General features: G+C 46.3%; 20 protein-coding genes. 12 read left to right on the top strand and 8 right to left on the bottom strand.

All coding sequences use genetic code 11. The features are described from left to right. Positions 1-39: 39 nt before the first annotated feature. The 3 genes from HQM11_15220 to HQM11_15210 all read left to right on the top strand — a co-directional run bounded on the left by HQM11_15220 (position 40) and on the right by HQM11_15210 (position 4537). A complete protein-coding gene (locus HQM11_15220) occupies positions 40-1515 on the top strand; it encodes a HAMP domain-containing protein (GenBank protein MBF0352382.1) in 1476 nt (491 codons plus the stop codon). Between the two features lie 232 nt (positions 1516-1747). After that, entirely contained in the window at positions 1748-2353 is a 606-nt protein-coding gene (locus HQM11_15215; protein ID MBF0352381.1) for a YfiR family protein, read from the top strand. A gap of 9 nt (positions 2354-2362) precedes the next feature. Continuing rightward, positions 2363-4537, top strand: coding sequence for a TonB-dependent receptor (locus tag HQM11_15210; GenBank protein ID MBF0352380.1), 2175 nt, complete (start codon positions 2363-2365; stop codon positions 4535-4537). A gap of 296 nt (positions 4538-4833) precedes the next feature. On the opposite strand, the gene glnA is transcribed toward HQM11_15210, so the two are convergent. Further along, positions 4834-6240: a type I glutamate--ammonia ligase gene (gene glnA / locus HQM11_15205; GenBank protein ID MBF0352379.1), complete on the bottom strand. Its 1407-nt coding sequence runs from the start codon at positions 6238-6240 to the stop codon at positions 4834-4836. 573 nt (positions 6241-6813) lie between these two features. Here glnA and rpsD point away from each other — a divergent pair. The 8 genes from rpsD (at position 6814) to HQM11_15165 (ending at position 17511) form a co-directional block, all read left to right on the top strand. Then, complete coding sequence (gene rpsD, locus HQM11_15200; GenBank protein MBF0352378.1) at positions 6814-7422, top strand: 30S ribosomal protein S4; 609 nt, start codon at positions 6814-6816, stop codon at positions 7420-7422. Positions 7423-7602: 180 nt separating this feature from the next. Continuing rightward, positions 7603-8658, top strand: a complete 1056-nt coding sequence (gene mtnA / locus HQM11_15195; protein ID MBF0352377.1) for an S-methyl-5-thioribose-1-phosphate isomerase — start codon at positions 7603-7605, stop codon at positions 8656-8658. Positions 8659-8665: 7 nt separating this feature from the next. After that, entirely contained in the window at positions 8666-9190 is a 525-nt protein-coding gene (locus tag HQM11_15190; GenBank protein MBF0352376.1) for an adenine phosphoribosyltransferase, read from the top strand. Between the two features lie 102 nt (positions 9191-9292). Then, positions 9293-9526, top strand: a complete 234-nt coding sequence (locus HQM11_15185) for a hypothetical protein (protein ID MBF0352375.1) — start codon at positions 9293-9295, stop codon at positions 9524-9526. Positions 9527-9768: 242 nt separating this feature from the next. Continuing rightward, positions 9769-10923: an acyl-CoA dehydrogenase family protein gene (locus tag HQM11_15180; protein ID MBF0352374.1), complete on the top strand. Its 1155-nt coding sequence runs from the start codon at positions 9769-9771 to the stop codon at positions 10921-10923. A gap of 12 nt (positions 10924-10935) precedes the next feature. Next, positions 10936-14838 carry an ATP-dependent RNA helicase HrpA gene (gene hrpA, locus HQM11_15175; protein MBF0352373.1) on the top strand — a complete coding sequence of 1301 codons (3903 nt, stop codon included), beginning with the start codon at positions 10936-10938 and terminating at the stop codon, positions 14836-14838. Between the two features lie 138 nt (positions 14839-14976). Further along, complete coding sequence (locus HQM11_15170) at positions 14977-15936, top strand: Rpn family recombination-promoting nuclease/putative transposase (protein MBF0352372.1); 960 nt, start codon at positions 14977-14979, stop codon at positions 15934-15936. A 123-nt stretch (positions 15937-16059) separates the two neighbouring features. After that, positions 16060-17511 (top strand): hypothetical protein, encoded by a 1452-nt coding sequence (locus tag HQM11_15165; GenBank protein MBF0352371.1) that lies wholly within the window; start codon positions 16060-16062, stop codon positions 17509-17511. A 24-nt stretch (positions 17512-17535) separates the two neighbouring features. Here HQM11_15165 and HQM11_15160 read toward each other — a convergent pair whose 3' ends face one another. The 6 genes from HQM11_15160 to HQM11_15135 all read right to left on the bottom strand — a co-directional run bounded on the left by HQM11_15160 (position 17536) and on the right by HQM11_15135 (position 25288). Then, positions 17536-18252, bottom strand: coding sequence for a recombinase family protein (locus tag HQM11_15160; GenBank protein ID MBF0352370.1), 717 nt, complete (start codon positions 18250-18252; stop codon positions 17536-17538). A gap of 205 nt (positions 18253-18457) precedes the next feature. Further along, a complete protein-coding gene (locus HQM11_15155) occupies positions 18458-20290 on the bottom strand; it encodes a nitrate- and nitrite sensing domain-containing protein (GenBank protein MBF0352369.1) in 1833 nt (610 codons plus the stop codon). A 193-nt stretch (positions 20291-20483) separates the two neighbouring features. Further along, positions 20484-21437: an NAD-dependent epimerase/dehydratase family protein gene (locus HQM11_15150; protein MBF0352368.1), complete on the bottom strand. Its 954-nt coding sequence runs from the start codon at positions 21435-21437 to the stop codon at positions 20484-20486. A 3-nt stretch (positions 21438-21440) separates the two neighbouring features. Continuing rightward, a complete protein-coding gene (locus tag HQM11_15145; protein MBF0352367.1) occupies positions 21441-22256 on the bottom strand; it encodes an acyltransferase family protein in 816 nt (271 codons plus the stop codon). Positions 22257-22456: 200 nt separating this feature from the next. Then, on the bottom strand, positions 22457-22723 hold the full coding sequence (locus HQM11_15140; protein MBF0352366.1) for a hypothetical protein: 267 nt from the start codon (positions 22721-22723) through the stop codon (positions 22457-22459). Positions 22724-22744: 21 nt separating this feature from the next. Beyond that, positions 22745-25288 carry an alpha/beta hydrolase gene (locus HQM11_15135; protein ID MBF0352365.1) on the bottom strand — a complete coding sequence of 848 codons (2544 nt, stop codon included), beginning with the start codon at positions 25286-25288 and terminating at the stop codon, positions 22745-22747. Positions 25289-25387: 99 nt separating this feature from the next. On the opposite strand from HQM11_15135, the gene HQM11_15130 reads away from it, so the two are divergent. Next, entirely contained in the window at positions 25388-26137 is a 750-nt protein-coding gene (locus HQM11_15130) for a nucleotidyltransferase family protein (GenBank protein ID MBF0352364.1), read from the top strand. Positions 26138-26164: 27 nt separating this feature from the next. Here HQM11_15130 and HQM11_15125 read toward each other — a convergent pair. Next, positions 26165-26355, bottom strand: a 191-nt coding sequence (locus HQM11_15125; GenBank protein MBF0352363.1) for a hypothetical protein, incomplete at its 5' end; no start/stop codon positions are given.

The following is a 26355-nucleotide window of genomic DNA, read 5'->3' as shown; positions in this document are numbered from 1 at the left end:
CTCATGGACAAGAGCCTGTAACAAAATTCCAAAGTCGCTATGTTCAAAAATCATAAGATGTCCATTCGCTGGAAACTGCTGATCATCCTCATGCTGGCCATTTGGAGTGTTTCCTTTTTGAATTTCATTTATGTGTATGTGCGCACCTCCAGTAGAATTCTGGAAGCTCTGGAAACCAAGGCTGTGACCATTGCGGAATACGCGGCGTTCAACAGCGCTCCCAGCATGGTGTTTGAGGACAGTGCTGTTTTGTCTGAGGCACTTTCAGGACTGAAAAAAAATCCTGACTTGGTGCGTGCCGCGTTTGTGAATACGCAAGGAGCGGTTCTTGCGGAATTTCAGACAGAACCTTTGCTGCTAGAATTACCGGAATCACCCGTTGAGGAAACCGTCACCATCAGAGAAAAAAACTATTTCAAGGTGATGGTGCCCATCAGAGATGGCTCCATGCTGGTGGGTTATCTGTTTCTGGGACTGGATCTGGCCCGATCCCGTGAGCAAATCAAACAGGATGTCAATCTGGCCATGGGCTTCAACACTGCCTTGGGCATCATCGCCTTTCTGGTGATTTTGTGGTTGATGAATCGCATCATTCTTCGGCCTGTTTCACGGTTGCATGCAGGAACACAGCAAATTTCACAGGGCAACTATGAAGTTGAAAGGCTGACTGAACAGATCAAATCCCGCGATGAACTCGGACAATTGGCGGGATCGTTTCAGGTTATGGCCAGGACACTTCATGAAAAACGGGAAGAGCTTGCGGGACAAACCCGGAAAATCATGGAACTGGTTGATTTCATGTCAGCCTATCTGCCCAAACAACTGGTTCAAAATGTTCTGGAGCATGGAAGTGAAAGCGTCAATACCAGTCCATCCCGGCAGAAACTCACCATATTGTTCTCAGACCTTCAGGGATTCACCAGCCTCACCGATCAGCTTGACCCCGAAGCGTTGTTTCAGTTGCTCACCCTGTATCAGAACACCATGACCAATCTGGTCAATAAATACGATGGAACACTGGATAAATACATGGGTGACGGCTTGATGGTGTTTTTTGGCGCACCCAATTCACGGGGAGAACAGGAAGACGCACTGCGCTGTTGCTTGATGGCCATTGAAATGCAACAGGTCATGAACAATCTGCGTGAACAATGGTACCTTCAGGGCGTGGAAACACCATTGCAGGTGCGGATCGGAATTCACAGCGGATTTTCCACAGTCGGCAGTTTCGGAACAGAATCCCGCCTGGACTATACGGCGATCGGCCCGGCAGTGAATCTGGCCTCCAGACTCGAAAGCAACTGTCCTCCGGGCAGAGTGATGATCAGCCATCAATTGTGGGCGTTGATCCATGAATTTATCTTGACCTCAGAGCATCAATCCATTACTCCCAAAGGACTGGTCCGTCCCATCCGAACCTATCTGCTGGAAGGCGTGGATCCCAATTTTACCGAGAAAGCTCGTACCCGGAATCTGGCACCGGAACTTTGGGAATTATACAACAACCGTCTCTGATTGGCTTTATCACTGATTAGTAACTCATGAGTTGTAAGTTTTCAGTTATCAGCCTTCAGCTTTTCGTAAGTCACTAAAATTAAAAGTTTTCTGAATATCAGACTTTCAAAGAATCTTTTAGGTTCATATAAAAAATCATAATAATTTCAACCAGTTCAAAGAAACTGAGAACTGAAAGCTGAGAACTTACCACTGTCGAGTTAGTAACAGACACCGCATAAGGAATAGGCGCATGAAAGACCTGTGGTTTTTCAGACAAAAACACCTCTTTTGTTTGTTGGCAGTCCTGTTGCTGGCCAGCTTTCCAGTCCATAGGGTGGTTTCAGATGAAGTCATGGAACTTCCGGTCAAACTTCAATTCAAACTTCTGATCACAGCTTCCACTTACAATCGATTTGAGAATACTTTGGATCCTGCACAGATTCATGTGGGCATCATCCATCCCGGCGATTCCATTTCAAAAGAGATGGTGAGCGAAATTCTGGAAACATTTGGTAAACCCAATACCACCTTCCGTGAATACAAATTGCAGATTTCTCCCATTTTGTTTGAGGGGTTCGAACAGTTGAAGGAACAGACGCTTTCTAATCATATCCAGATGTACTACATCACGCCCGGCAGTCAGAGTTATCTGTCTTCGATCATGGCGGTGAGCAAATCCCTGAAAATCTTAACCACCACCGGTGTTCGGGATTATATCTATTCAGGAATCACGCTGGGAGTGGTCAATCAGGGTGCCAGGCCGGAGTTTCTTTTCAACAGAAACGCCGCTGAACATACAGGTGTGGATTTTAACTCCAATTTTTTACGAATGGTTCATGTGGTGAACCAGGATTGAACAGGAATCATGACTTTCCGTATTCATATTTTTTATGCTGTTTTGGTGTGCTGGTGTCTGTTTTTCGGATTGCTGGCACATGCGGAAGATATCTCTGAAGAAGAAGGCTTTCATTTTGATGACAGTCTGGAGGATCTTTTAAGCACGGAACTGGTCACCATCACGTCCCGGCAAGCACAAACTGTGGATGAAGTGCCCAATATTGTCACAATCATCACCGAAGAAGATATTCGCAGCAGTGGTGCCCAGACCCTTGGCGAGATCCTGCAGTATGTTCCCGGCATTCAGGTGCGCAGAGGCAATGCTTTTGAATTTGAAGCCGGATATCCCGGAGAAGTCATGACCATGCGGGGTGTGATTCTGGGTGACAATCGCCCTGTTTTAATCATGATCAATGGCCATCGCATCAACAGTGTACAAACTGGTGGAACCAATGATGTATTTCCCTTTATTCCACTGCAACAGGTCCGGCGTATCGAAATAATCCGTGGTCCGGGCGCGGCACGCTACGGAACCGGCGCCTTCAGTGGTGTGGTGAATATCATCACCCGCGAAGGCGGCGATCTACGAGGCGTTGAAAGCACCACAACTTTCACCAATCATGAGGGCTTCACCCAAAGCCTGACCGTCGGGAATAAACAGGGCAATTGGGAATATTTGTTTCATGGGATGTATAAAGCGGAGAAAGGCCAGAACCACAGGCTGGACAAAACATTTGGTGGTTCAGAAAATGTTTATGATGGCATCCAGATGGACGATGCGTCTGTGTCGCTGAAATTTAAAAGATTCTTTTTCAAATATCAGCAGTCCCATTATGAAAATGATCCCTTCACAATTTTCAAAAATCCAGCATTGGATGATGATCCCCAGTTGTTTGCCCGTGGACGGTCGTCGCTCAGCAGTCTTGAATATGAAGTTCCGTTAAAACAGGGATCCATCCTGTTTGATTTACAGTATTCCCGCTTCACCTCTGCGTTGGTTGGTCCGGTATTGGAATCCAGGTCACTCGCCACACTGGCATCTCAAGCCGTACCTGAAGAATATCAGGATTCTTTTTATAATTTGTTTCTGGAACTATTTCCCAAGGGCATGTTGTATGGCACCTATTCACGAGAAAATCGTTTGGCAGGAAATGTCCAGTGGACTCAGAAGGTTGGTGAGCATCATGTGCTGGATGCCGGCATTAATCTGATTCAGGAAACCATTGAAGAAAACGGCTTCATCCGTAATTTCATCGAAACCCCGGAGTTTTCGCCATTGCCTGTGGCATCGCTCCATTATCAAACCGGTCTGAAAGACAAGAGCCGAACCATTGAAGGGGTCTATTTCCAGGATAATATGCGTATCACTTCATGGCTCTCCATGTATCTTGGCGCACGCTATGATGAATACAGCGATTTCGGGCACACCTTCAATCCACGTGGCGGGCTGGTATTGCGTCTCACCGACCAGCAGGTAGTGAAACTGCTGTATGGTAGCGCGTTTCGAGCACCATCCTTTGTGGAACGGTTTTCCTTTCAGCCATTTCCCCTGGTGATTACAGAAAACGAGCTAAAGCCTGAAACTGTTCATACCTGGGAAGGTGCTTACCATTATGGAATTTCTCAAAGCTACAAATTTAAACTCAACGCTTATCAGAGCAGGATTGAGAACATCATTATTCCCGGAGATGGGGGCACGAAAAATGGTGCGGCCTCGAATATTCAGGGATTGGAAACAGAATTCAAAGCGGAGTTCAGACCTCAACATTCGCTGACACTCAACACCACAAAGTTGTATTCACAAATTATGGCTCATGAGGACAACGGTATCACCACAAATCTGGAAAATCTGCTGATATCACAAGATATGTTGAATCTGATTTATCGTGTACCGTTGACTCAATCGCTACATTTCAACACTTCCTGGCTCTATCGTGGTCCACAGAAAATCAGCATGATCGGCAAGACCTTCATGGATGCCTATACGGTTGGAAACGCCCAATGGACTCTGTATTCTCAGGGGGCTTTCAAGTGGGAAACATTTCTGGGGATTCAAAACCTGACCAATATTCATTACGAATATCCCGTCATTGAAAGCCAGGAGGAATTTGGGGCCACCGTCGGGATGTTTCCCAAAAACCGCGAAAACCATATTCCGGCCCGTGAACGGGAATATCGACTGGGATTTTTGTTGCACTTTTGATCAATAAATTTTTTTCTGATTATACCGGATTTGGGGGCGGGTAAAAAACAAGGTCTTGAAAATACCTGGACTTTGAACATTTGGGGTTGGTCATATTTTCGGCCATTGTCAAAAATTTGATTTTTGTTGTTCCACCTGATTTGTGTTTTACAGGCATACCATGTCCCATTTTCACAAAAATAAATGATGGCACAAGAAAAGTCTGTAACGCATGTTTGAAACAACAGATTACAGACTTAAAAGCAGCACTCAGGAGAGGAGGCGGAAACCACAAGGGGTTTCCGCAAAAGGTAGGATTAAATATCAAAATAGAGGTAATATTCATAAGGATGAGGACGTGAATTGACCTGTTTCACTTCATCCTGATACTTATATTCCAGCCAGGCCTTGATCAGATCTTCCGTCATGACACCGCCTTTGAGCAGATAGGCGTGATCCGCTTCCAGCGCTTCAAGGGATTCACCCAGAGATTTGGGCATTTTTTCAATTTTATCCAGTTGTTCGGGTGGCAAATCATAGATATTGACATCCATCGGATCGCCCGGTTCTATCTTGTTCATGATCCCATCCAGTCCGGCCATCATCATGGCCGTAAAGCCGAGATACGCATTAGCCCCTGAATCAGGACAGCGGAATTCAATTCGCTTGGCTTTAGGAGAATCAACGACAGGAATCCTGATAGTCGCAGAGCGGTTTCTTGCGGAATAAGCAAGGTTGATCGGAGCTTCAAATCCTGGAACCAGACGTTTGTAGGAGTTGGTCAAGGGATTGGTGAAAGCCGCGATTGAGCGAGCGTGTTTCAGGATACCACCGATATAATACAATGCGTCCTTGCTCAAACCGCCATATTCATCGCCAGCAAACAAAGGTTTTCCATTTTTCCACAAAGACTGGTGGGTATGCATTCCGCTACCATTGTCACCAAAAATTGGTTTTGGCATGAATGTCACGGTCTTTCCTGCCTGGCGAGCACAATTTCGCAAAACATATTTGAACCATTGCAGATCATCACCGGCTTTCACCATGGTGTTGTACTTATAATTGATTTCATGTTGAGCAGGCGCCACTTCATGGTGAGAGCGCTCTACCTGCAGGCCGATTTGTTCCAGAGTCATGACCATGGTATCTCGCAGATCCATGTTGGAATCGGTAGGCGCAACAGGGAAATATCCACTTTTGGGACGAATCTTATACGCCAGATTGGGAGCGGAACCGTCACCGGTGGTCCAGGGCAGTTCGCCTGACAACAATTCTACCATGGAATGACCCATACCGTAGTCATAGCGGACATTGTCAAAAATAAAGAATTCTGCTTCTGGAGCAAAAAACGCGGTATCAGCAATGCCTGTGCTTTTCAGATAATTTTCAGCTTTTCTGGCCACATTCCGAGGATCACGACTATAGGCTTCGCCAGTGATCGGGTCCACGATATCGCCCATCAGCACCAGGGTTTTTCTTTTAGTAAACGGATCCAGTTTAGCGGTAGAAGGATCAGGTACAAGTTTCATATCACTGTTGTTGATGGCCTGCCATCCGCGAATACTGGATCCATCAAACGCGATTCCTTCCATATATTCACCAATGGCGCTGGCGGGTGCATTCAGATGCTGCCATGTGTTGAACAAATCCAGAAAACGGAAGTCTACGAGTTCCACTTTTTCATTTTTGACATACTTGATCACTTCCTCAGCGGTTTTAAACATAGAAACTCCTTAAGTGTTATCAATCAATGACTATCTTAACAATTATAGTGAAGTTGTCCTTCCGGACAACCGGAACAGACATCCGATTCAGGCCTCAATACATTTCCCTGAAGACCGGCTACCCAGCCTTCTTCAAGTTCAGTACCACCAGGATTTATTTTTCCCCGTTGCTTTGCCTGAACCTCATGGAAAAGAGACGCTAAACAAGAATGTTTCAACACTCAAGCAGAAATATTTTTATGATTTTCTCGCTGTAATTTTATAGCAAGACATTGATTACCCCGCAAAATAAACGCTCAAAAAATAAACACACACCTTGGGGTTATGCATAAAAAAAAGGCATCATGACATTATTTGGGGTCAGCTTTACAACCTTGTTAGCCATTAAAAATAATTTGACTCTTGATTCAAGGGACTCTAAAAAATTCAGCTTTTGAATCGTAATTGTCACTGACAGTCGGGACCATTTATGGGATGACATCCTGTCAGGAAAAGACTCCGCATTCACATCAAAATTGTTTAAATCATTTATTATTTCTACACACTCGCAGATGTCATCTGAAGGGAAACACTATGGCAAATAAACTCACATTCAGTCACAAATCATGCAGACGGTTCGGTATTTCTGTCTGTGGTTCCGTCAACTGTCCACTCGGACGCAGAAATGTTGCCCCCGGACAACATGGTGCCTCCAAGCAACGTTCCAAGCCCTCGGCTTATGGCCTTCAGTTGACAGAAACCCAGAAGCTGAAAACCTATTACGGGATCTCAGACAACCAACTGCGAATCTATTACACCAAAGCCTCCAAAACCAAGCAGCAGACCAACATCGCTCTGGTTCAAGCCCTTGAAACCAGGTTGGATAACATGGTCTATCGAATGGGCTTTGCCAGCACCCTGAGAGCCGCGCGACAGATGGTGGTTCATCGTCATCTGCTGGTCAATGGCAAAAATGTCAATAAACCCGGCTATGCGATTCAGGTGGGGGATACGATTCAATTGCGTGAAAAAAGCAAAGGTATTGAACGCTACAAAGAATGGTTTCAGTTTTTTGAACGTCCCCTAGGCTATGTAGAACGGGATAAAGCCAATTTATCCGCCAAACTGGTCCGTGCTCCTGAACGAGAAGAAGTTCCGATTCAGGTTGATGACCACTTGGTGGTGGAATTCATGGCTCGCTAATTTTTGCTCCTGTTACAGGAGAAGACCAGTGCTTCTCCTGTATTCCATATCAAACAAGCTCCTGCAAATTTTTGATCAGATCAAATTTTCACTCTGAACGAGGTTCTGAAGACGCTCAATCCCACCGTCAATTTTCAAAGACTCCTGAATTTAGCCGCCAACTCCAATTTATAGGAATCCATGCTGGTACAAGGAACCCATTACCGCACAGTCTGGTTTGAACAAAACCGGATCCGTTTCATCCAACAAAACGATTTACCGCATTTCTTCAATATTCTCACTCTTTCCACCTATGAAGAAGCGGCCCATGCCATTGAACACATGCTGATCAGGGGCGCACCAGCGATTGGTGCCATGGGAGGATTCGGCATGGCATTGGCGATACTCAATGCGCCGAATGAAACCTGGAAAGAGGAAGTTCAAACCGCCGCACAGCGACTGCGATCCACCCGACCCACCGCCCAAAACCTGTTTTTTGGCATTGAGCGTGTGCTACGTGCCATCCTTCAGGCAACGAACTTGCAGGAGGCAATCAACCGTGGAATCACCGAAGCTCAAAATCTGGCCGATGATGAAGTCAACTCAAGCCGTGAAATCGGACGACTCGGTGCCGAACTGATTCAGGATGGCTGGAACATTCTCACTCACTGCAATGCCGGTTGGCTGGCATGTGTTGACTGGGGAACCGCCCTGGCACCAATCTATTACGCGGCACAGGAAGGAAAAAAATGTTTTGTCTATGCCGATGAAACCCGTCCCCGTGGACAAGGCTCGAAACTCACGGCATGGGAACTCGGACAGGCTGGCATTGATCATCTGGTGATTGCGGACAATGCCGCAGGACATTTTATGAGTCGGGGAAAAATCCAGATGGTGATTACCGGGGCCGATCGGATCGCCGCCAACGGCGATGCGGCAAACAAGATTGGAACTTACACCAAGGCTGTTCTGGCACAGGAGAACAACATCCCGTTTTATGTCGCGGCACCACTTTCCACCGTTGATTTCAATTGCCCTAGCGGAGCGGAAATCCCGATTGAGGAACGTTCGCAGGATGAAGTGCATTACACCTGGGGACTGAATGATGACGGCAACATCGTGCGGGTACGCACCACGCCGGAATTCAGCCAGTCTGCCAACCCTGCCTTTGATGTCACACCGGCTCGTTTCATCACAGGCATTATCACCGAAAAAGGCATCGTCGCACCCCATCAAATTTCACAACTCAAAGCATGAGGTCCCAATGGAACATCTGAAAAATCTGGTCCGAACCATCCCTGATTTCCCCAAACCCGGCATTCAGTTCCGGGATATCACCACCCTGTTGGCAGATCCTGAAGGATTCCGTGAATGCGTCGGTATTCTGACCGGACACTATGAAAATGAAAAAATTGATGTTGTTGCTGGAATTGAAGCCCGTGGATTCATTCTTGGCGCACCCTTGGCCCTGAATCTGGGAACAGGCTTCATACCCATCCGCAAACCCGGAAAACTTCCTGGAAAAACCATCCATGTTTCCTATGAACTGGAATATGGCTCCGACAGTCTGCACATGCATGAAGGCTCCATCAAACCGGGCGACCGTGTGCTGGTTGTCGATGATCTGCTCGCCACAGGCGGCACCCTGGAAGCCAGTTGCAAACTCATTGAGCAGTCCGGCGGGGTTGTGGTCGGATGCGCCTGCGTCATTGAATTGCCAGAACTGGGTGGACGAAAACGATTGTCAAAATACCCGATGTTCACTTTCATTTCCTTTGGCGGACATTGATTTCAGAACGTATAAAAATATCGCACAAGAAGCATGTCTTTTTGAACGCACCATGATATACGATGACGTAGTACATTTATCGTTTTTGCAATTGGAGGAACTATGGAAGTAGTATCTGTGAGTGAGGCGCGTAAACAACTGTTTGGGCTTGTGCGAGAACATAAACCTGTTGAGATCACCCATAAGACAGGTAATATGATTCTTCTCCCCAAAGAAGAATATCAAAAAATGGAAATGGCACTACTGGATGCGGAAATTGAACGCATCAAAAAAACACAACACAGAGTTCCAGCAGCAGAAGTAGAACAACGAATCGCCGAGGCTTTAAGTGGCTGATTGGTATAGCGATGCCTGTGACTTATTGATATCGTCACTGCGTAAAGATCGAAATTTGTTCAATGAAATTATGTTAGCAGTTCAGAGAATTCTTCGAAATCCAACGGTCTGTCCATTAACACCAGCAGGAAATCGTGTTTATTATGATTCGAAGGGAAGATTCCGTCTGGGATATGAATATTTTCCAAATGCGGTAGAACCTTTGGTGATTATCTCATTAAATGTTTTTTAAGAAGGCATGCATGACATCCTTGACCAGCATTGATTCAGGTGAACTCAATATTTTTCGCCAAAGCCTCCGGAAGTTTTTGGAAACCCGGGTCCAACCCGATTATCTCAAATGGGAAAAAGCAGAAATATTTCCACGTACCGTCTGGAATGAACTCGGTGAAGCTGGCTTTCTTGGCGTGGATCTTCCGGAAAATTATGGCGGACCGGAGGCTCCGTTTCCATTTTCCATGATCGTTCTGGAAGAGCTTTCGCGGATTGGCGCCGCGGCTCTGGCATCGAGTGTGCTGGTGCATTCTGACATTGTGGCACATTACATTTTACACTGGGGCACTGAAGCACAGAAAAAACACTGGTTGCCTAAAATGGTGTCAGGTGAAGCCGTCGGTGCGATTGCCATGACCGAACCTGGTGCAGGTAGTGATCTGCAAGGAATTACGACTACTGCTGTTCGGCAGGGAGATCATTTCATCATCAATGGTTCCAAAACGTTCATCACCAATGGACAGCACGCCGACATGGTGATTGTCGCCGCCAAAACAGCCCCTCAAGGCGGAGCCAAAGGTATCAGTCTGTTTCTGGTGGATGTCAACACACCGGGATTTCAAAAAGGCCGCAATCTCGAAAAAATCGGGCTCCATTCCGGCGACACGTCTGAACTGTACTTTGAAGATGTCAAAGTTTCGGAAACCACCATTCTTGGCAAAGAAAATGGTGGCTTCATGCATCTGATGAATGAACTTCCCCGTGAACGCCTTGGCATGTCTGTCATGGCAGTTGCCGCTTCTGAAGGCACACTCCAGTGGACTCTCGATTATGCCCATCAGCGTCAGTTGTTTGCGCAACCGCTTGCCAAATTCCAGAACACAAGGTTCAAACTGGCCGAAGCCAAAACACTGATTGAAGTCAATCGGGCGTTTGTGGAAAAATGCATGGCTCAATACATGGAACAAAAACTGGATGCCACGACCGCGGCTATGGCAAAACTTTCGGCCACTGAAATGCAGAACCGGATTGCTGATGAATGTCTGCAACTGTTTGGCGGCTATGGATACATGCTGGAATATCCGGTTTCCCGTGCTTTTGTGGATGCCAGAGTTCAACGCATCTATGGCGGAACATCAGAAGTCATGAAAGAAATCATCGCTCGCTCCATCCTCGGCAAATAATCACTGCGGACCATGTTCGACGAAATCAATACCCGCATTGAAAAAACCATGCTTCTGGATCGCTGGAAACTGCGGTCCAGACTCCGAAACCTCCAGAAACATCCATCTCATCCCGATAAAATCAGCCAACTTCAAGCGGACATTGAACGTTCCGTAAAAATTGCAGAATCACGACTCCAGGCAAGTCCGAACCTCACGTACCCTCACGCTTTGCCCATTGTAGCGTTTCGCACAGCGATTCTGGAAAATCTCAACAAACATCAAGTGCTGGTCATCGCGGGTGAAACCGGTTCAGGCAAAACCACCCAGATTCCCAAAATGTGTCTCGAAGCCGGACGAGGGATCTTCGGGAAAATCGGTTGCACTCAGCCTCGCCGTGTCGCGGCCACCTCCATTTCGGCCCAGGTGGCTCGTGAACTGGGCGGAAACACCGGCGATGTCGTTGGTTACAAAATCCGGTTTGCCGATCAGATTTCGGGCAACACCCTCATTCAATTCATGACAGATGGTATTCTGTTGGCAGAAACGCAAGGAGACCGTTTTCTCAATGCGTATGACACCCTCATCATTGATGAAGCCCATGAACGATCGCTCAACATTGATTTTCTGCTGGGATACCTCAAACAACTCCTGCCCAAACGTCCAGACCTGAAACTGATCATCACTTCCGCCAGTATTGATACCCAACGATTTTCTGATTTTTTTGATCAGGCACCGGTGCTGGAGGTTTCAGGACGGATGTATCCGGTTCAGATTGAATATCTCCCGTTTGACGCCGCACAGGAAAATGAAGGGGAAATCTCGATGGAAGACGCCATGATCCGCACCATCCGGGAATTGCTGAACACTACCTGGCAAGGCGATATTCTGGCATTTCTTCCCGGAGAACGGGAGATCCGCGAAGTGGTGAGCGGTTTGAGTTCTCATAAACAGAATGTGGTGTTTCTGCCGTTGTTCGGTCGTCTTTCCAACAAGGATCAACAGGCCATTTTCAATCCGTCTTCCTCACGAAAAGTGATTGTGGCGACCAATATCGCCGAAACCTCCATCACCATTCCCGGAATCCGGTATGTCATCGACAGCGGATTGGCCCGAATCAGCAGATTCAACCCGAAAAACCAGACCCAGCGACTGCCGGTGGAATTCATTTCCCGGAGCAGTGCGCTCCAGCGTAGCGGACGTGCCGGGCGCGTGGAATCAGGAGTCTGTATCCGGCTTTATTCTGAAGAAACCCTGCAAAACCGTCCGGTTTACACCGAACCTGAAATTTTGCGTTCCAATCTCGCTGGGGTGGTGCTGAGGATGCTGTCCCTGAAACTCGGTCCGGTGGAATCATTCCCTTTCGTGGATCCCCCTTCAACCCGACTCATTCGGCAAGGCTTTCAGGATTTACAGGATCTGGGCGCTGTGGATGAACAGAATCAACTCACCCGGTTGGGACAGGAAATGGCTCGTCTGCCGATTGATCCGCGCACTGCCCGTATGTTGCTGGAAGCGGAAAAACAGAAAGCCCTGCATGAAATTCTGGTGATCGCGGGTGGCATTTCCATTCAGGATCCCCGTGAATATCCGGAAGAACAAAAAGAAAAATCACGCCAGATCCATGCCTCATTTTCCAACAAGGATTCTGATTTCATCACGTTGCTCAATCTGTGGAACGCCTATCACGAGGAATGGGAAAACCTTGCCAGTGAACGAAAAATGCGGAAATTCTGCAAGGAACGGTTTTTATCCTTTCCAAGAATGCGGGAATGGCGAGATCTGTACCAGCAACTCCGGTCTATTCTGGAAGAGGTACGGCAGATCCAGTTGAACGAACAACCCGCCAACAATGAAGCCATTCATATGTCGATCCTGAGCGGCTATCTGAGCGGTATTGCCCAAAAACAGGAAACACAGGAATACAAGGGGGCCGGTGGCAAATCCCTCGTTATTTTTCCCGGATCCGGTGTGTATAAAAATGGCAGAGAATGGATTGTTGCCGCTGAAATGGTGGAAACTTCCCGTCTGTTTGCCCGCACGGTGGCCAACATTGACGTGAAGTGGCTGGAACCGCTGGGAGGTCCGCTCTGCAAACACAGCTATTCCGATGGACGCTTTGATCCGGAATCAGGCAGGGTTCTCGCCACAGAAAAAGTCACGCTGTATGGACTGACCATCGTGCCCCGAAGGAATGTGTCCTATGGCAAGGTGAACCCCGCGGAAGCCACCGCGATTTTTATCCGTCAGGGACTCGTGGAAGAACAACTTCAGTCCAACCATGAATTTTATCGCCACAATCAGGCCTTGAAACACCAACTGCTGAGCCAGGGGGCAAAAATCCGCAAGAATCTGGAATATGATCTGGAGCAGGCCCAGGAACAGTTTTATCAGCAACGGCTGTACAATATTTTTTCCCTTCATGATCTCAATCGCCTCATCAAACAAAAACGCCATGCCGGAGAAACTGATTTTCTGTTCATGAAAGAGGACGATATGCTACCGGTGCTGGACGCTTCCGCTGAAGCGTTTCCTGACGCCTGGAATCTGGGCGGCGCGGAACTGCCACTGACCTACCGGATGTTGCCCATGCAGGAAAAAGATGGCGCGACTCTGAAAATTGAAGAACAATTGCTACCGCACATCCAACCCCACATGCTGGAATGGCTCATTCCCGGTCAATGGGAAGAAAAAATTCTGTATCTGCTCAAAGCTTTGCCCAAAGCCCTGCGTAAACTGTTTGTGCCGATTCCTCAAACCGCCAAAACCCTGGCTGAAAACATGAGTCCGACCGCTCAGACTTTTGCTGAAGCACTCAGTCAACAGATTCATAAGCTGTATCGAGTTCAAATTGATCCTGCGGAATGGGACATGTCTCGTCTGCCTGTTCATCTGCAACTGAGAATTGAGATTCTGAATGACAGGCAACAGGTCATCGCGGAAGGCCGAAACATTGTGGGAATGTTGGACCAACACAGGAAAGAACGGGAGCAGTTCTGGTCTGACAGCAACCGGAGAGAATCGCTGGGAATCTGGCAACAGGCATTGAAAGAATGGGAAATTCCGATGCTTGGAACCTGGTCGTTTGAGCAATTGCCCAAACAGATTGAACTTGGAATATTTCAGGGAATTCCACTGTATGCCTATCCCGGTCTGCTGGAAAATGAGCAGGGCATTCACCGTACTTTATTTCATGAACAGGAGGATGCACGACAGTCTACCATTCCAGCATTGGGTTCCTTGTTGCTCAAGGATTTGGGAAAAGACCTGGCCTGGATGGAAAAAGACCTGAACGATCTGAAATCCCTGAGTTCGTTGTATGCGATGTTTGGCAGTTTCAGCCAACTCAAGGAATACGCCAGATTCAGTATCAGACAGCATGTGACTGATAGCAACTGGATCGAAAATCGTCAGCAATATGAAACCCGAAAACAGCAGGCATTCCAGAAGCTGAAATCCATTTCCACGGATTTTTCTCCCCGCCTGGAACAACTGCTCCGACAAGGCCAGGAAACACGTCTGATCGTGTATGCCCACTTGAAACAATTACAGGCAACCGGGGCCGGACAAGATCTGCTGAACCATTTTGAAGCATTGATGCCTGTTGATTTTCTGAAAACAGTGCCCTATAGCCGTTGGCCCCGTATGATTCAATATTTACGAGCCATCAAGATCCGCCTAGAACGCATGAGTTTCAACGCCACCAAGGACGCCGAAAAATATCAGCAATGGCATCCCTGGAAAACCCGGTATGAAGAAATTAAAGCACAATCCCTGTCATCTGCCCAGACTACCGCTCTTGAAGAGTTCCGCTGGCTATTGGAAGAATTCAGGATCACTCTGTTTGCCCCCGAAATCAAAACCCCTGCCCCCATTTCGCCCAAACGTTTGCAAATTTATTGCGACATGCATTTCAAAACGTCTGGCAAACCATAGAATCCCAAAATTCCGCCTTAAACACCATATAACTGAATCATCCCGTTTCTGAAGCAGAAAAGAATTGATCCTCCCAGTTTCAGCTTTTATAACAGGTTCACACTAAACTCGGATGATTCCTCCTGCCTGGACATTTTCATGCCACGTAACCAAAGCAAATCTGATAAAAGCAACTCCATCCAGCATGATCCTTCATTCAAGAACTTGATCACTGATTTTCCCGAAGACACCTTGCGTTGGCTACTGCCTGAAGCTGAGCAACGGTTTGGCAAGATCATCAAGGTCGATTTCATCCGTCAGGAAATGAAAAAACAGTGGTTATCCGATGAAGGCCGGGAACTGGATGTGCCGGTGCAATACACCTTTGAGCATCAGCAACTGCTGATTGTGCTCATCGAACATCAGCGCGACAAAGCCGCTTTCAGCATTTTCAAACTGGCCCATTACACTCTGGATGTCATGGAGCAGTTTGGCGATATCCCGGTAATTCCGATGGTGATCTTTGCGGATGAGCGCAAATGGCGAAAAGACATCCAGACAGAAATCCGCAACGAACTGTGGGGGGATTTGTGGATGCTGTTCCGTTTCAAAAAGATCAAACTCAAGGACATGTCCGCAAAAGAAGCACTGGAAAGTAACAATCCAGTGCTCAACATTCTGGTACCGACACTTGACTATCGGCCAGAGGAACGGTTAGATATAGCCCTAAAGACCTATACTCAGCTATCAGGAGTATTGAGCTTACGGATGTTTGAAAAATATATGGATTTTGTGGATCGTTACGCCCACATCCAGCCAGAGGAAAAAAACCTCATCATTGAAACACTGACTAAAAAACAAGAGGGAATCATGATTCGAGACGCCATTTTACAGGAAGGTATTCAAATTGGTACCATGAAAGGCATTGAGCAGGGAATTGAGCAGGGAATTGAACAGGGAATTGAACAGGGAATTGAAAAAGGCGAATGGATTGGGAAAATTCATGCCTTTGAATCCATCCTCAAACAACCTCAAACTTCGACTGCAGAATTACAACGAAAGAGCGTGGAACAATTGCGTCAATTGGCAGAAGCCCTGGAAGCTCAACTGATTCATTAAATCTGATAAACGAAACTACGGCAATCAGCATAATTCAGCAAGAATACTGTTCCAGTCTGAATGACATCATTGACCATTGATCAAATTTAAAAATATTCTTCAATTCCATATCACGAGTGTTTTATGAAAAAACAGGAAATGCATATTTACGGAAATCCGATTGATTCCAAAACCGTTAAAAAGGCGAATCGACAAAAACAATTATTCTCAAAAATATTCCGCTACAATCCTGATATTTCCTACTCGTTGTCATCAACGCCGACAGTGCTGTCTGATATGCTCGGAATTCAGCAGGTGGAAATTGGAAATCACGGATCGCCAATTGACAGGGAACGTGGTGTCCTGCTGGGAACTATTCGGATGGGATATGGACACTACCGGATTGCCATGGCTATCGCTTCGGTCGCACAATCCAGAGGCCTGGTACCCTATTGGTTTGATCTGCTATCCTTCGAGAAGACGGCAGGGGCCAGAATCATCAACATGCTGAATCAACTTTATTCTCTGGGATCCCGCCTTTCGCAAAAAATAGAACCATTCAACAAATATTACTGGGAACCCCTGAATTATGAGGGATTCAAGAAACTGTCCTATAATGCGGCAGATCTGCACATGACTCAATTGATGAATTCCATTTACAAAACATTGCCCAACGAGATGCCGGTGGTTGCCTGTCATGCCTGGGCCGCACAATCCGCCCTGGCCGCGGGAATGAAACATGTGGTCAATGTTGTTCCCGACAACTGGCCTATGGGATTGCATCTGGCAGAAGGCAGCATTCATGCGGTTCAGAGTGAATCCGCCTATCTGGGATATCGCTTGCTGAGAGAAATGGGAGCGGACAACCAGCCCTTGAAACCCATGCCGGAATCAGACATTCAAATGACTGGACATTATGTCGATCACGAACTGGTGAGCAATCTTGATCATGATTGTGACCAACGCCTTGACCGAATCAGCAACAGGCAGGAACGGCGACTGCTGTTTTCTATTGGTGGCGCTGGTGCCCAGATGGATACTGTGGTGGAAATCATCCGCTATCTGAAGCCCGCCATTGAGCAGAAAAAAGTCGCGATTCTGCTGAATATGGGCGACCACGATGCAGTCTGGTCTGAATTCCAAAAAGCATTTCCGGAAGAAAGCCGATCAGCGCATCAGGTTTTTGATAATCTGGAGAAAGTGCGGGAATTTCTGGACATGGCACAATCAGAAAAACTCCAGGGAATCTACTTGTTCAAAAACAAGGATATTTTTTCAGCCGTTTATACCACAAATCTGCTCATGCGCATCAGTGATTTACTGATCACCAAACCCAGTGAACTCGCCTTTTATCCGATCCCGAAACTGTTTATAAAACGAGTCGGTGGGCATGAAAAATGGGGGGCGATCCGTGGCGCGGAAATCGGAGACAGTACGATTGAGTGTGACAGCAATGCCCTGCTCTTTCCAACCCTGGATCTGCTGATACAGGAAGACGGATTGCTCCAGCGATATGTGCACAATATCAAAAAACTGAAGCAGGCCGGTGTGTATGAGGGTGCTTACAAAGTGCTGGATCTGGCATGTTCTCACTGAAAGCTGGATCAATGAGAATTATGATCACGAAGCCTGAATAATTTTCGCGATTTCCTGTTCCTTATACAGTGGATTTTCATAAATGGTTTTGACGGTTTCCGCATACCATTTACCGCCACGTTTGGAGGGGATCATGTGCTCGTTCAGGTAGCGTGCGATTTTGTGATAACTCAATGAATCATTATCACGTTTTTCCAGGATCAAATGCACGATTTTCAATTCTGGTATATGGGGCACCAATTTTTTGTGGAGATAAACGTAACCAAAGGGCGCATGTCCGACACTCTCACCCACCTCACGTTTGCGTTCAATCAGATCCTTGGTCCGGTCTGAAATCATTTTGAGATCCCATTTCCCGATGATATTGATCACTTTCATTGCCAAAGCGCCGCTTTCAGTCCCTGAATCAAGCTCTTCCTCAACAGAAATAAACCGAACTTTATGTTTGATATGAATCTTTTCCAAAAATTCATTGAAGAGGCGGACTGTTCGGGTCACCCGATCCATTCGGGCAATGATCAACGCATCCATTTCGTGGTTTCGTGCGAGTTCCAGTACTTTTTGAATTCCCGGCATTTTGAGAGAAGCACTGGTGACCTCAGAATCTTCAATAATTTCTTCCAACTCTAACTGATGCTCAGCGGCATAATCCCGAATCATCTGAGTTTGTTTTTCCAGAGATAAAAAACTGGTCTTAGGGGCTCGCTGTTCGTTCAGCCTGATATATCCATAAACTTTCATAAACACACTCCATGTTGCGGCAACATCCAAAAATAATTCTGTCACCTGTTCCGTAAAAAACAATGGCGGCTAATTCACTCGCGCATTATCCATGAGATAGTAATAGTGGTTTTTTGACTGTCAAGAAGTTTTTCTGACAAAAGAAAATTTTTTAAAACCTTATTAAATTACAATCACAAAACAGGGTTTTGTCAGAAAAGCATAGTCAGGAGGATGGATCGGAATGGAAATCAAGGGAAATCACAGCCTCATCCCTGGGAGAGGGCGCAGGTGGTTGGGAATTGGCTGTCTCAACATCTAACCCCAAAAGCCTCAACAGGCGTTCAGCAAAGCCCTGCAACTGAAGCACCTGCATGGACAACTCTGATGCCGCCGTTGAATTCTGCTCGGCTGTCGCGGCGCTACGCTGTGTGAAATCATCCATTTCCAGAATGGATGTATGAATTTGCGTGATACCTTGTGTCTGTTCCTGAGAGGCTGTCGCAATTTCAGCAATGTGCTTGTTGATATTTTTGAAAGAAGAAATCACTCTGGCGGTGATGTCCACGCCATCAATGGTTTTCATGACGTTTTCTTCGATACAGGATGAAATATCTCTGGCCGCTTCCGCACTTTTAAGCGCAAGGGTTCGAACTTCATCAGCCACTACAGAAAAGCCCATCCCCAGTTCTCCCGCACGGGCCGCTTCCACGGCGGCATTGAGTGAAAGAATATTGGTCTGAAAGGCCAGATCGTCAATGGTTTGGGTGATTCCTGAAATTTTACCGCTGGAATCTTTCAGCAGTGTCATGGTTGCGGACAAGGTGCTGATTTCAGATTCAGATTGATCCGCCATTTTCTGAACCTGACGTGAATTTCTGGCATTATCCTGGATATGATTGGCAATCTGTTCCAACGCGGTTGACACATGCGCAATTGAAGAGGAATGGGACATGGATCCTCTGGCCAGTTCTTCGCTGGACTCTGCAAGCATCGCCGAGGCAGTTTGTAATTGATCGGTCGTTCTGTTCAGTGTGAACACATCCCTGCTCAAATCCTCAATCATGGAACGTGTTAATTTAACGGAGAAAATGATTATCCCCAACAGGGTAAGGGCGCCAACCGACAGCAGTATCAGGTTATGCCGGAAATGATTACTCATGTCCTGATGAACCCGCAGGCTCAAATGCTGTTCAATTTGTTCAAAAAGATTATCCAGAGCCATGATACGTTCTTCACAGGCTCGCAACCAGTCATCCGGAGAATATTCAAACCGTTGTTCGGCAATTCCCTGAATGAACGCGTTTCGACCGACTTCCACAGGATTCAAAGTTTCCGGAGTGAGAATTCGCCCAAGCCCTGCCATCGTTGAATCCCCGGCAAAGGTTTCAAACAACTGCCAATAAATATCCTGCTCATTCACTAAGGCCAGAAAGCGTTCATACCCTCCCACTGGAAGCGTTTGATTGAGGAACACCGCATACAGCAGGAGCTGTTCCCCCCTCAGTCGCTCCATGATTTCCAGAACACTGATATAGGTATAAAACTCACGGGTGATATCCCTCATTTCGAGATTCACCACCTCAAGCTGAAACTCAAGCAGTTGATGGATGATTTTATCAGACCCCTCATACCATTCTGAGGCTGAGACTGACCGCGATAGTGCCTGCTTTCTTAAACCGTGAAGCGAATCCAGTGTTGAAATGATTTTTTGAATATCAGTTTTTGATTTATTGTTGAGAAAAGGTTCCATCTGACGAAGACCGCCAATCAAATTTTGTATCAGAGAATCATTGGTTTTTTGAAGGATTTTCAAAGATTGCATGTCCGGGCTGTTGTGGGCCAGTAAAAATTGAAACGTCTGTTTTCGTTCATCCTGTAGCCCGTGCACCACCTGATGCATTGGATGCAAATTATCAGTGACGGGAACAATTTTCTGGAGTTTTAAATATTCGCTGACGCTGTCAAAGGCCAGAAATCCAAAATAAATCAATGCTGTCAGCAATGGAAACAACAACAGCAATGTATGCCGGAATGTAAGAGTTCGATTGGAAAACATAAAATAAAAGCCTTAAAAACCTGATTGAATCGTCAACAGGATTCATCAGAAAAAACCCTGTTGACGAATCTGGATTATACTACGAAAGTTGAAACATTGTTCGATTTGCTATCCAGCGTGAAAACTCACGATCGTGCGTCTAAAAAAATCGCTCTGATCGATCGTGCGTTTTTGCAAAGGAGCTTATCCTTGTTCAATCTTTTTGATTCGATTTAAGTCCACGATAATAGCCAAACATCTCATCCAAAGTATATTTAGGCTCAAAATGAAATGTTTTATTGAACAATGAACTCTCCAGAATAATGGGATATTTGAAATAATTGACCATGTGCGGTGGCAAATTTTTGATTTTCATCACAGAACAGATCCGTCGCGTCAGCAATGGCGGCACGGATGGAATCGAAAAAGTTTCACAACCTGCCAGTTCCAGCGCCCGCGTATAAGGAATCCAGTCTTCAGTTGCCACATTATAAATACCGGGGTGATTGGTTGAGTAGGCTTTGGCGATGGCTTCGGCCAGATCTTCCACATGGATGAACTGCATCAGTGGAGCATACCCTGAAATCACCGGTGCTTTTTTCTGCGACAACAACCCGCTGATCTGGTTTTTCACTCCCGGTCCAATGACATTGCAGGGGCGCAGGATGGTCACCCGGGATCGGCGATGACGCAGCATGTTGATGGCCACCAGATTTTCCAACTCCACACCATCCACCAGTTCCGAGGACCAGTTCGCGGCTTTCATTGGAAAGCTTTCATCAATCAAGGACGGATTATAAGGATGGGCACCATAAACATGATAAGTGGACAAAACCAGGGAATGGTTCACCCCATATTTGCGGCCCAGTTCCAATAGACGCTGTGTTCCAAGCACATTGACATTATACCGTTTAAACCGGTCTTTCTGAGTCATGCGCAAACGTCCCAGGTGCAGGATACCTTCAAATTCATGATGGCGGAATACTTCCTCAAATCCCCGCTTTGAAAAATCCAGACGGTATTTCACCAGTTCATCATCATAGTGGGAATCATCACGGAAATCGACACCGATGAGATCATAATTTTTTTTCAGTTTTTCAGCGACCCGATGAGCCAGCTCTCCACCGGCACCGGTGATCAATATTTGTGGTTTATTTTGTTGTGCCATAAATCAACGCCCCCTTTGACGTTTATCAAAACCATCCTGAATTAAAGATCTGATTGAGTTTTTAACTTCCTCTACCATTTCCTTGAGCCGTGTTTCATTCGTGGGATCTCCTTCAAACATCATGGGTTTGCCAAAATGGAGATAGACCTTTGCTGGCAGAATCACCGGCAATGAAATCGGAACATAGGGCAACCCCAGCATTCGGGCAAGGGGGTCAATACTTCCCAATGACGGGATTGTTTCTTCACAGCCGACAATCCCCACCGGGATAATCGGGCTCTTGGTTTCAATCGCGATTTTGAGAAAACCTGTTCCAAACCGTTGCAATTCATAGCGTTTTTTCCAGGGTTTACCCGAACCACCGACCCCCTCGGGAAAAACAATCACAGATTCATCTCGCTGTAGCATTTTAATACAATTCACCGGATCGCCCACAACGGCACCAATCTCATTCAGGAAGTTTCCCAGAAAAGGAACTGTGGGAAAAAACCGTTCAATCATGGCCCGTGGAACTCTGGATCCATGCGGATTGGTCAATAGCGCGATAGAAACGAGAATACCATCCATCGGCAACTGCCCACTATGATTTCCAATGATCAGCGCACGTCCCTGGGACGGAATATTTTCCAGTCCAAAGGCTTCGGTCCTGAAATATTTTTCATAGATCCATTGTCCCAGTTTCGCAAACTGGCGCAATCTATCTTCGTTATACCCCCAGGGATCATAGCCCAGAGTGCCCGTATTCTTGTGAGTTTCACCGATCCTTGTTTGCAGATTGGCAAAACTGAGAAGAGATTTCATTTTTTCAGCCAATTCCATACTCATCCTGTCTGTCACCATTGTTATGATTGAGTAGAAACCGTAAAACAGAACCAACCCGTTGAGCATCCGGCGACAAAACGAATCCCCAAGGCTGAAACTGTTTCACAATTCTGACGCGTGTTCAACGCAACCGGGGAACCTCTGACGGTTCCCACCTTAAACTGAGACTTAACAAGTTTGAAAAGAAATAGGAATGCCTAATCTAATTTTTTTTGAGGAAGATTCTGAAGGAGGGTAGAGAGTGTTCCATGATCATCCAAAAACTGCTCAACCCATTGATCATGCAAAAATGACAGAACGTCATGCAACCCCGGATAAGTCAGCAACAAACGATTGGTAGCTGTAACCGCGTCATTGTCCTCATCCACCATGATCAGGCCGTCGTTAGCGGCTGACACGACCGAATGCCATAAACCGGGTTGCGCATCTTTAAGATACTGGATGTAAGAATTTTTTGCTTCCATGGTGCTCCAGGATTATGACAGTCACACACCGCTTTGTTCTGCGTGAGTTCCAATTTCATCATACAATTTGAGAAAGGCTTCCATGCTGGAAACAATATCCTCAGACGTGTGATGCAGTGATTCTGAAATGAATTTATTGATTTCATCCCAATAAATAGTACGGGTTTTATCTTTCCAGGCCTTGGGGAACCCCAGGTAGAGATCAATTCCCTTGTGAATAAAATCTGAATTTCTGGTGTGAAAAAAACCTCTCACCGCATGCAGGGCCACCTTGCTGTTTGAATGTTTAATGCCTTCCATCATAATCGCTTCAAACAAAGTCATGACAGCCTGAGTCAGCTCCTTTTTCCGGGTGAGGGAATAGTCATACAAGGCGGACCCCAGATCAAGAAATGTTCTGACTGTGACGTCCGGCAGTTTTTTACCCTCCCGCAGTCGTTCCAGCACAATCCCCATCAATTCCTGAGGATCAGGTTCCAGGGAAATAATCGTCTGAATGGTACACCAGTAAACATTGTGTTTGAGTTCTTCAGGCTCTGCCATCTGTTCATCACCCCGAACCATGAGATCCTGAAAAATTTTGTCATATCCCGGCAAAGGAATTTCCAGCAATAGAACCTCAAGCAGAATATCAATGATTTTCATGGTTTCACTCATGAAAAAATGTGGTTCCAGAGCACGTATCTTATTAGACAGGTCCTTGGTCAGAATCAGTTTTTTCTCCACACTGATGTCTTTGTTCATCCATTCCTGAAACACCTTGAGTTCCTTGCGCACCGCCTCTTCAGGTTTCATGGGCAATTGCTCCACAGCGTGAATGAAGGTTGAAAACACACGTTTCTGCGTGATCAACGAATCCAGGTGCTGACCTTCGTGAACAGTGACATGGATGGCAGAGGAGCAACGGCCAGACTCAATGAACCGCTCAATCTCCCGCAGATTGCTTTCCTGATTGCTGAAATCTCTGGGGGAACTGTCCAGTTTAAGCTTGTTGAGATGTGGCAGGGAATCCCAATATTTGAGAAATCCGGACGGAGGACACAGCACATCGTTAGAGGCATGAACTGCCAGAATCGGAACATTGCCCTGTATGCGATAGAGATTTTCCGTATAATTGATGCCCAACACCTGACTGGAGGGTGTGTTATGCTCCCATTCATGTTCCCAATCTTTTTGAATGTCTTTAATTTCTCCATCAGCGGCAGAGTGAACTTCCTCATAATTGGCAGAAACCATTCCATCCACTCCGGAGTTGAGGATATGCAACAAATGTTTCAGAACCATATGCGGAGGATCGGTCATGCCCCGTTCCAACAGGGTTTTCAACGCCTGCGGATGATTGGTGAAAGGATTGAACTGAAAATGATTTCCCTCCCAGGGTAAATGCTGTTGTGTCTGTTGTTCCACCCATTCCACCATTTTTGTGTTGAGTTGAAAATCCACACTCAGCAACGAAATCAGACCGGGGAAACGCGCCAGCAAGGACGTTGTTTTTTTGATTGAAAAATATTTTTGCCGATCCAGCATCGACACCGCAAATTCCGCCGTTTTTTTCAACTTTTTAAACAGCGGATGATTGGAATTGATGGTGATTGGTGTATTCACCAGCAGGATCGCCTTGACCGCATCAATCAAACGAGGATGCTGAACCGCGTTGAGAACCTGATTGAACAGGATCATCGAACCACCCAGACCATGTCCCAATAACATCACCTGTGACCTGGCAGTTCGGTGTTTCACAAAATCAATGATGGCGGTCATCAGATATTCCGCGTAAAAATCCATGCTGGCATTATGTCCTTCCCAATCGTGATCCAGCACAAACACCCGACTGCCTTCCTTGACCAGATGGTAATCCAGGCTGTTATTGCCAATACAATGAAAACTGAAATAATTGCCGGAAACACCGGGAATCAGACAGACCGGAGTCGGTTGAGTCACTTTGGCCGGAGTGATTTCCCATACTTTGATGGAGTATCCCTGAAATTTATTGATTTTATGAATATAGATATTCTTGATGAACAGGGGAATCGGTTCGCCATCATAGTGGTAATCAATCAGTTCAATGGTTTCAATCTTGTTATCCAGAGCACGAAGCAGATTATGGCGATGTGTATACAGAATTCTTGATTTGGGAATAATTTCTTCATACAGGGTTGTGACCATCTTTTCAGAAACCCGTTTTTGAAGATAGGTTGGCATTCGTTTATGGTTTTCATGGAGTTTGAACAACCCCAGAATGTCTCGTAAAGACTGATAGTTTGCCAGAAAAAACTCATTTTCATATTCCTTGACATAGCTTCGATTCTGCTTCAAACCGTCTGACAGCGAATGATAATACTTTTGCCGCACATGCTGGCATATTTTTTCAAAAATATACTGATAATGCGTTTCATTGATGTCTTCCAGAACCTCCACCAGATTTTTTCCACTAGGAGAAGCACATTGCTGAAAGAGCGAATAAATCCGTTCACACAACTCCCGAAGTTTGATATCTTTGGTTTTGTGCGGAGAAAAATCAAACAACAGGTCATCAATGGTGCGCGTAGCTACTTTTTTTAACATAACGATCTCCCATAAAACGATCGACGTTTTGACAATTGTCTTTATCTGACCAAGCCCTGAACAAGCCAGATTTCAGGTAATAAAAGAGGAGTCCTTCTTATGAAAGCCATGATTCTTGCCGCTGGCAAAGGCACACGACTTCAACCGATCACATTAGCACTTCCCAAGGCACTGGTGCCTGTGGACAATATTCCAGCTCTGGAATGGACGATTCAGCGGTTAAAATATCTGGGAGTCACCTCCGTCATCCTTAATACGCATTATCTTGCGGATCAAATCAAGCAATATCTGAAAAACCGTCCGGCCGATGGACTGAAAATCGAAACTTCGCATGAAGAGGAAATTCTGGGAACAGGCGGTGGACTGCTTAAAACCCTTGATTTCTGGGACGATTCCCCATTTTTTCTGCACAATGCCGACATTTTCTGCAATGCCGATTTAAAGCAGGCCTATCAGTATCATCTGCAAGCACAGAATCTTGCCACTCTCTGTGTTCAGGAACGAGAAACCCAAACACGCCTGCTCGTGGATGAGTCCGGTTTTCTGTGCGGCATTCACTATTATAAAAAAGATCTCCGGGTGCAGACGCGTCCTCCGGAAGGAAAGGTGTATGAAGCAGGCTTCAGCGGCATTCATGTCATTTCACCCTCAATTTTCCCTGTCATGACTGAATCAGGCTCTTTTTCCATCATCGACACTTACCTCCGCCTCAGTCATATGAAATACCCTGTTCGCTGCTTCAACACAGGCTCTTGCTACTGGAAGGACATTGGCACCATCCAGAAACTGGAAGAATTTAGACAGGACTGGATTACGCATCCGGAATGGTTTGCCTGTTACCATCCGTGACTGAATCCTGCCGAGTGCAGAGTAAAATCAATACGGATTGGCAATGGGGGCGGTGATCGCTCTGGGCTGGAAATGTGCGGGAACCTTGAGGTCAAACAGGTCATCATGAATCAGCGCCAAATAGACGCCTTCCTGCGCGGCTCTTTTTTTGACATCACGGGAAACATCCACTCCGGCGAGAATGCCATAGACTTTCTTGTCCTGATGTTCCGGGAAAA

This window comes from SAR324 cluster bacterium (genome assembly GCA_015232315.1).
Classification (GTDB): Bacteria; SAR324; SAR324; order SAR324; family NAC60-12; genus JADFZZ01.
Note: the sequence above shows the minus strand (reverse complement) of the source record. Positions and strands in the feature narration are given on the sequence as shown.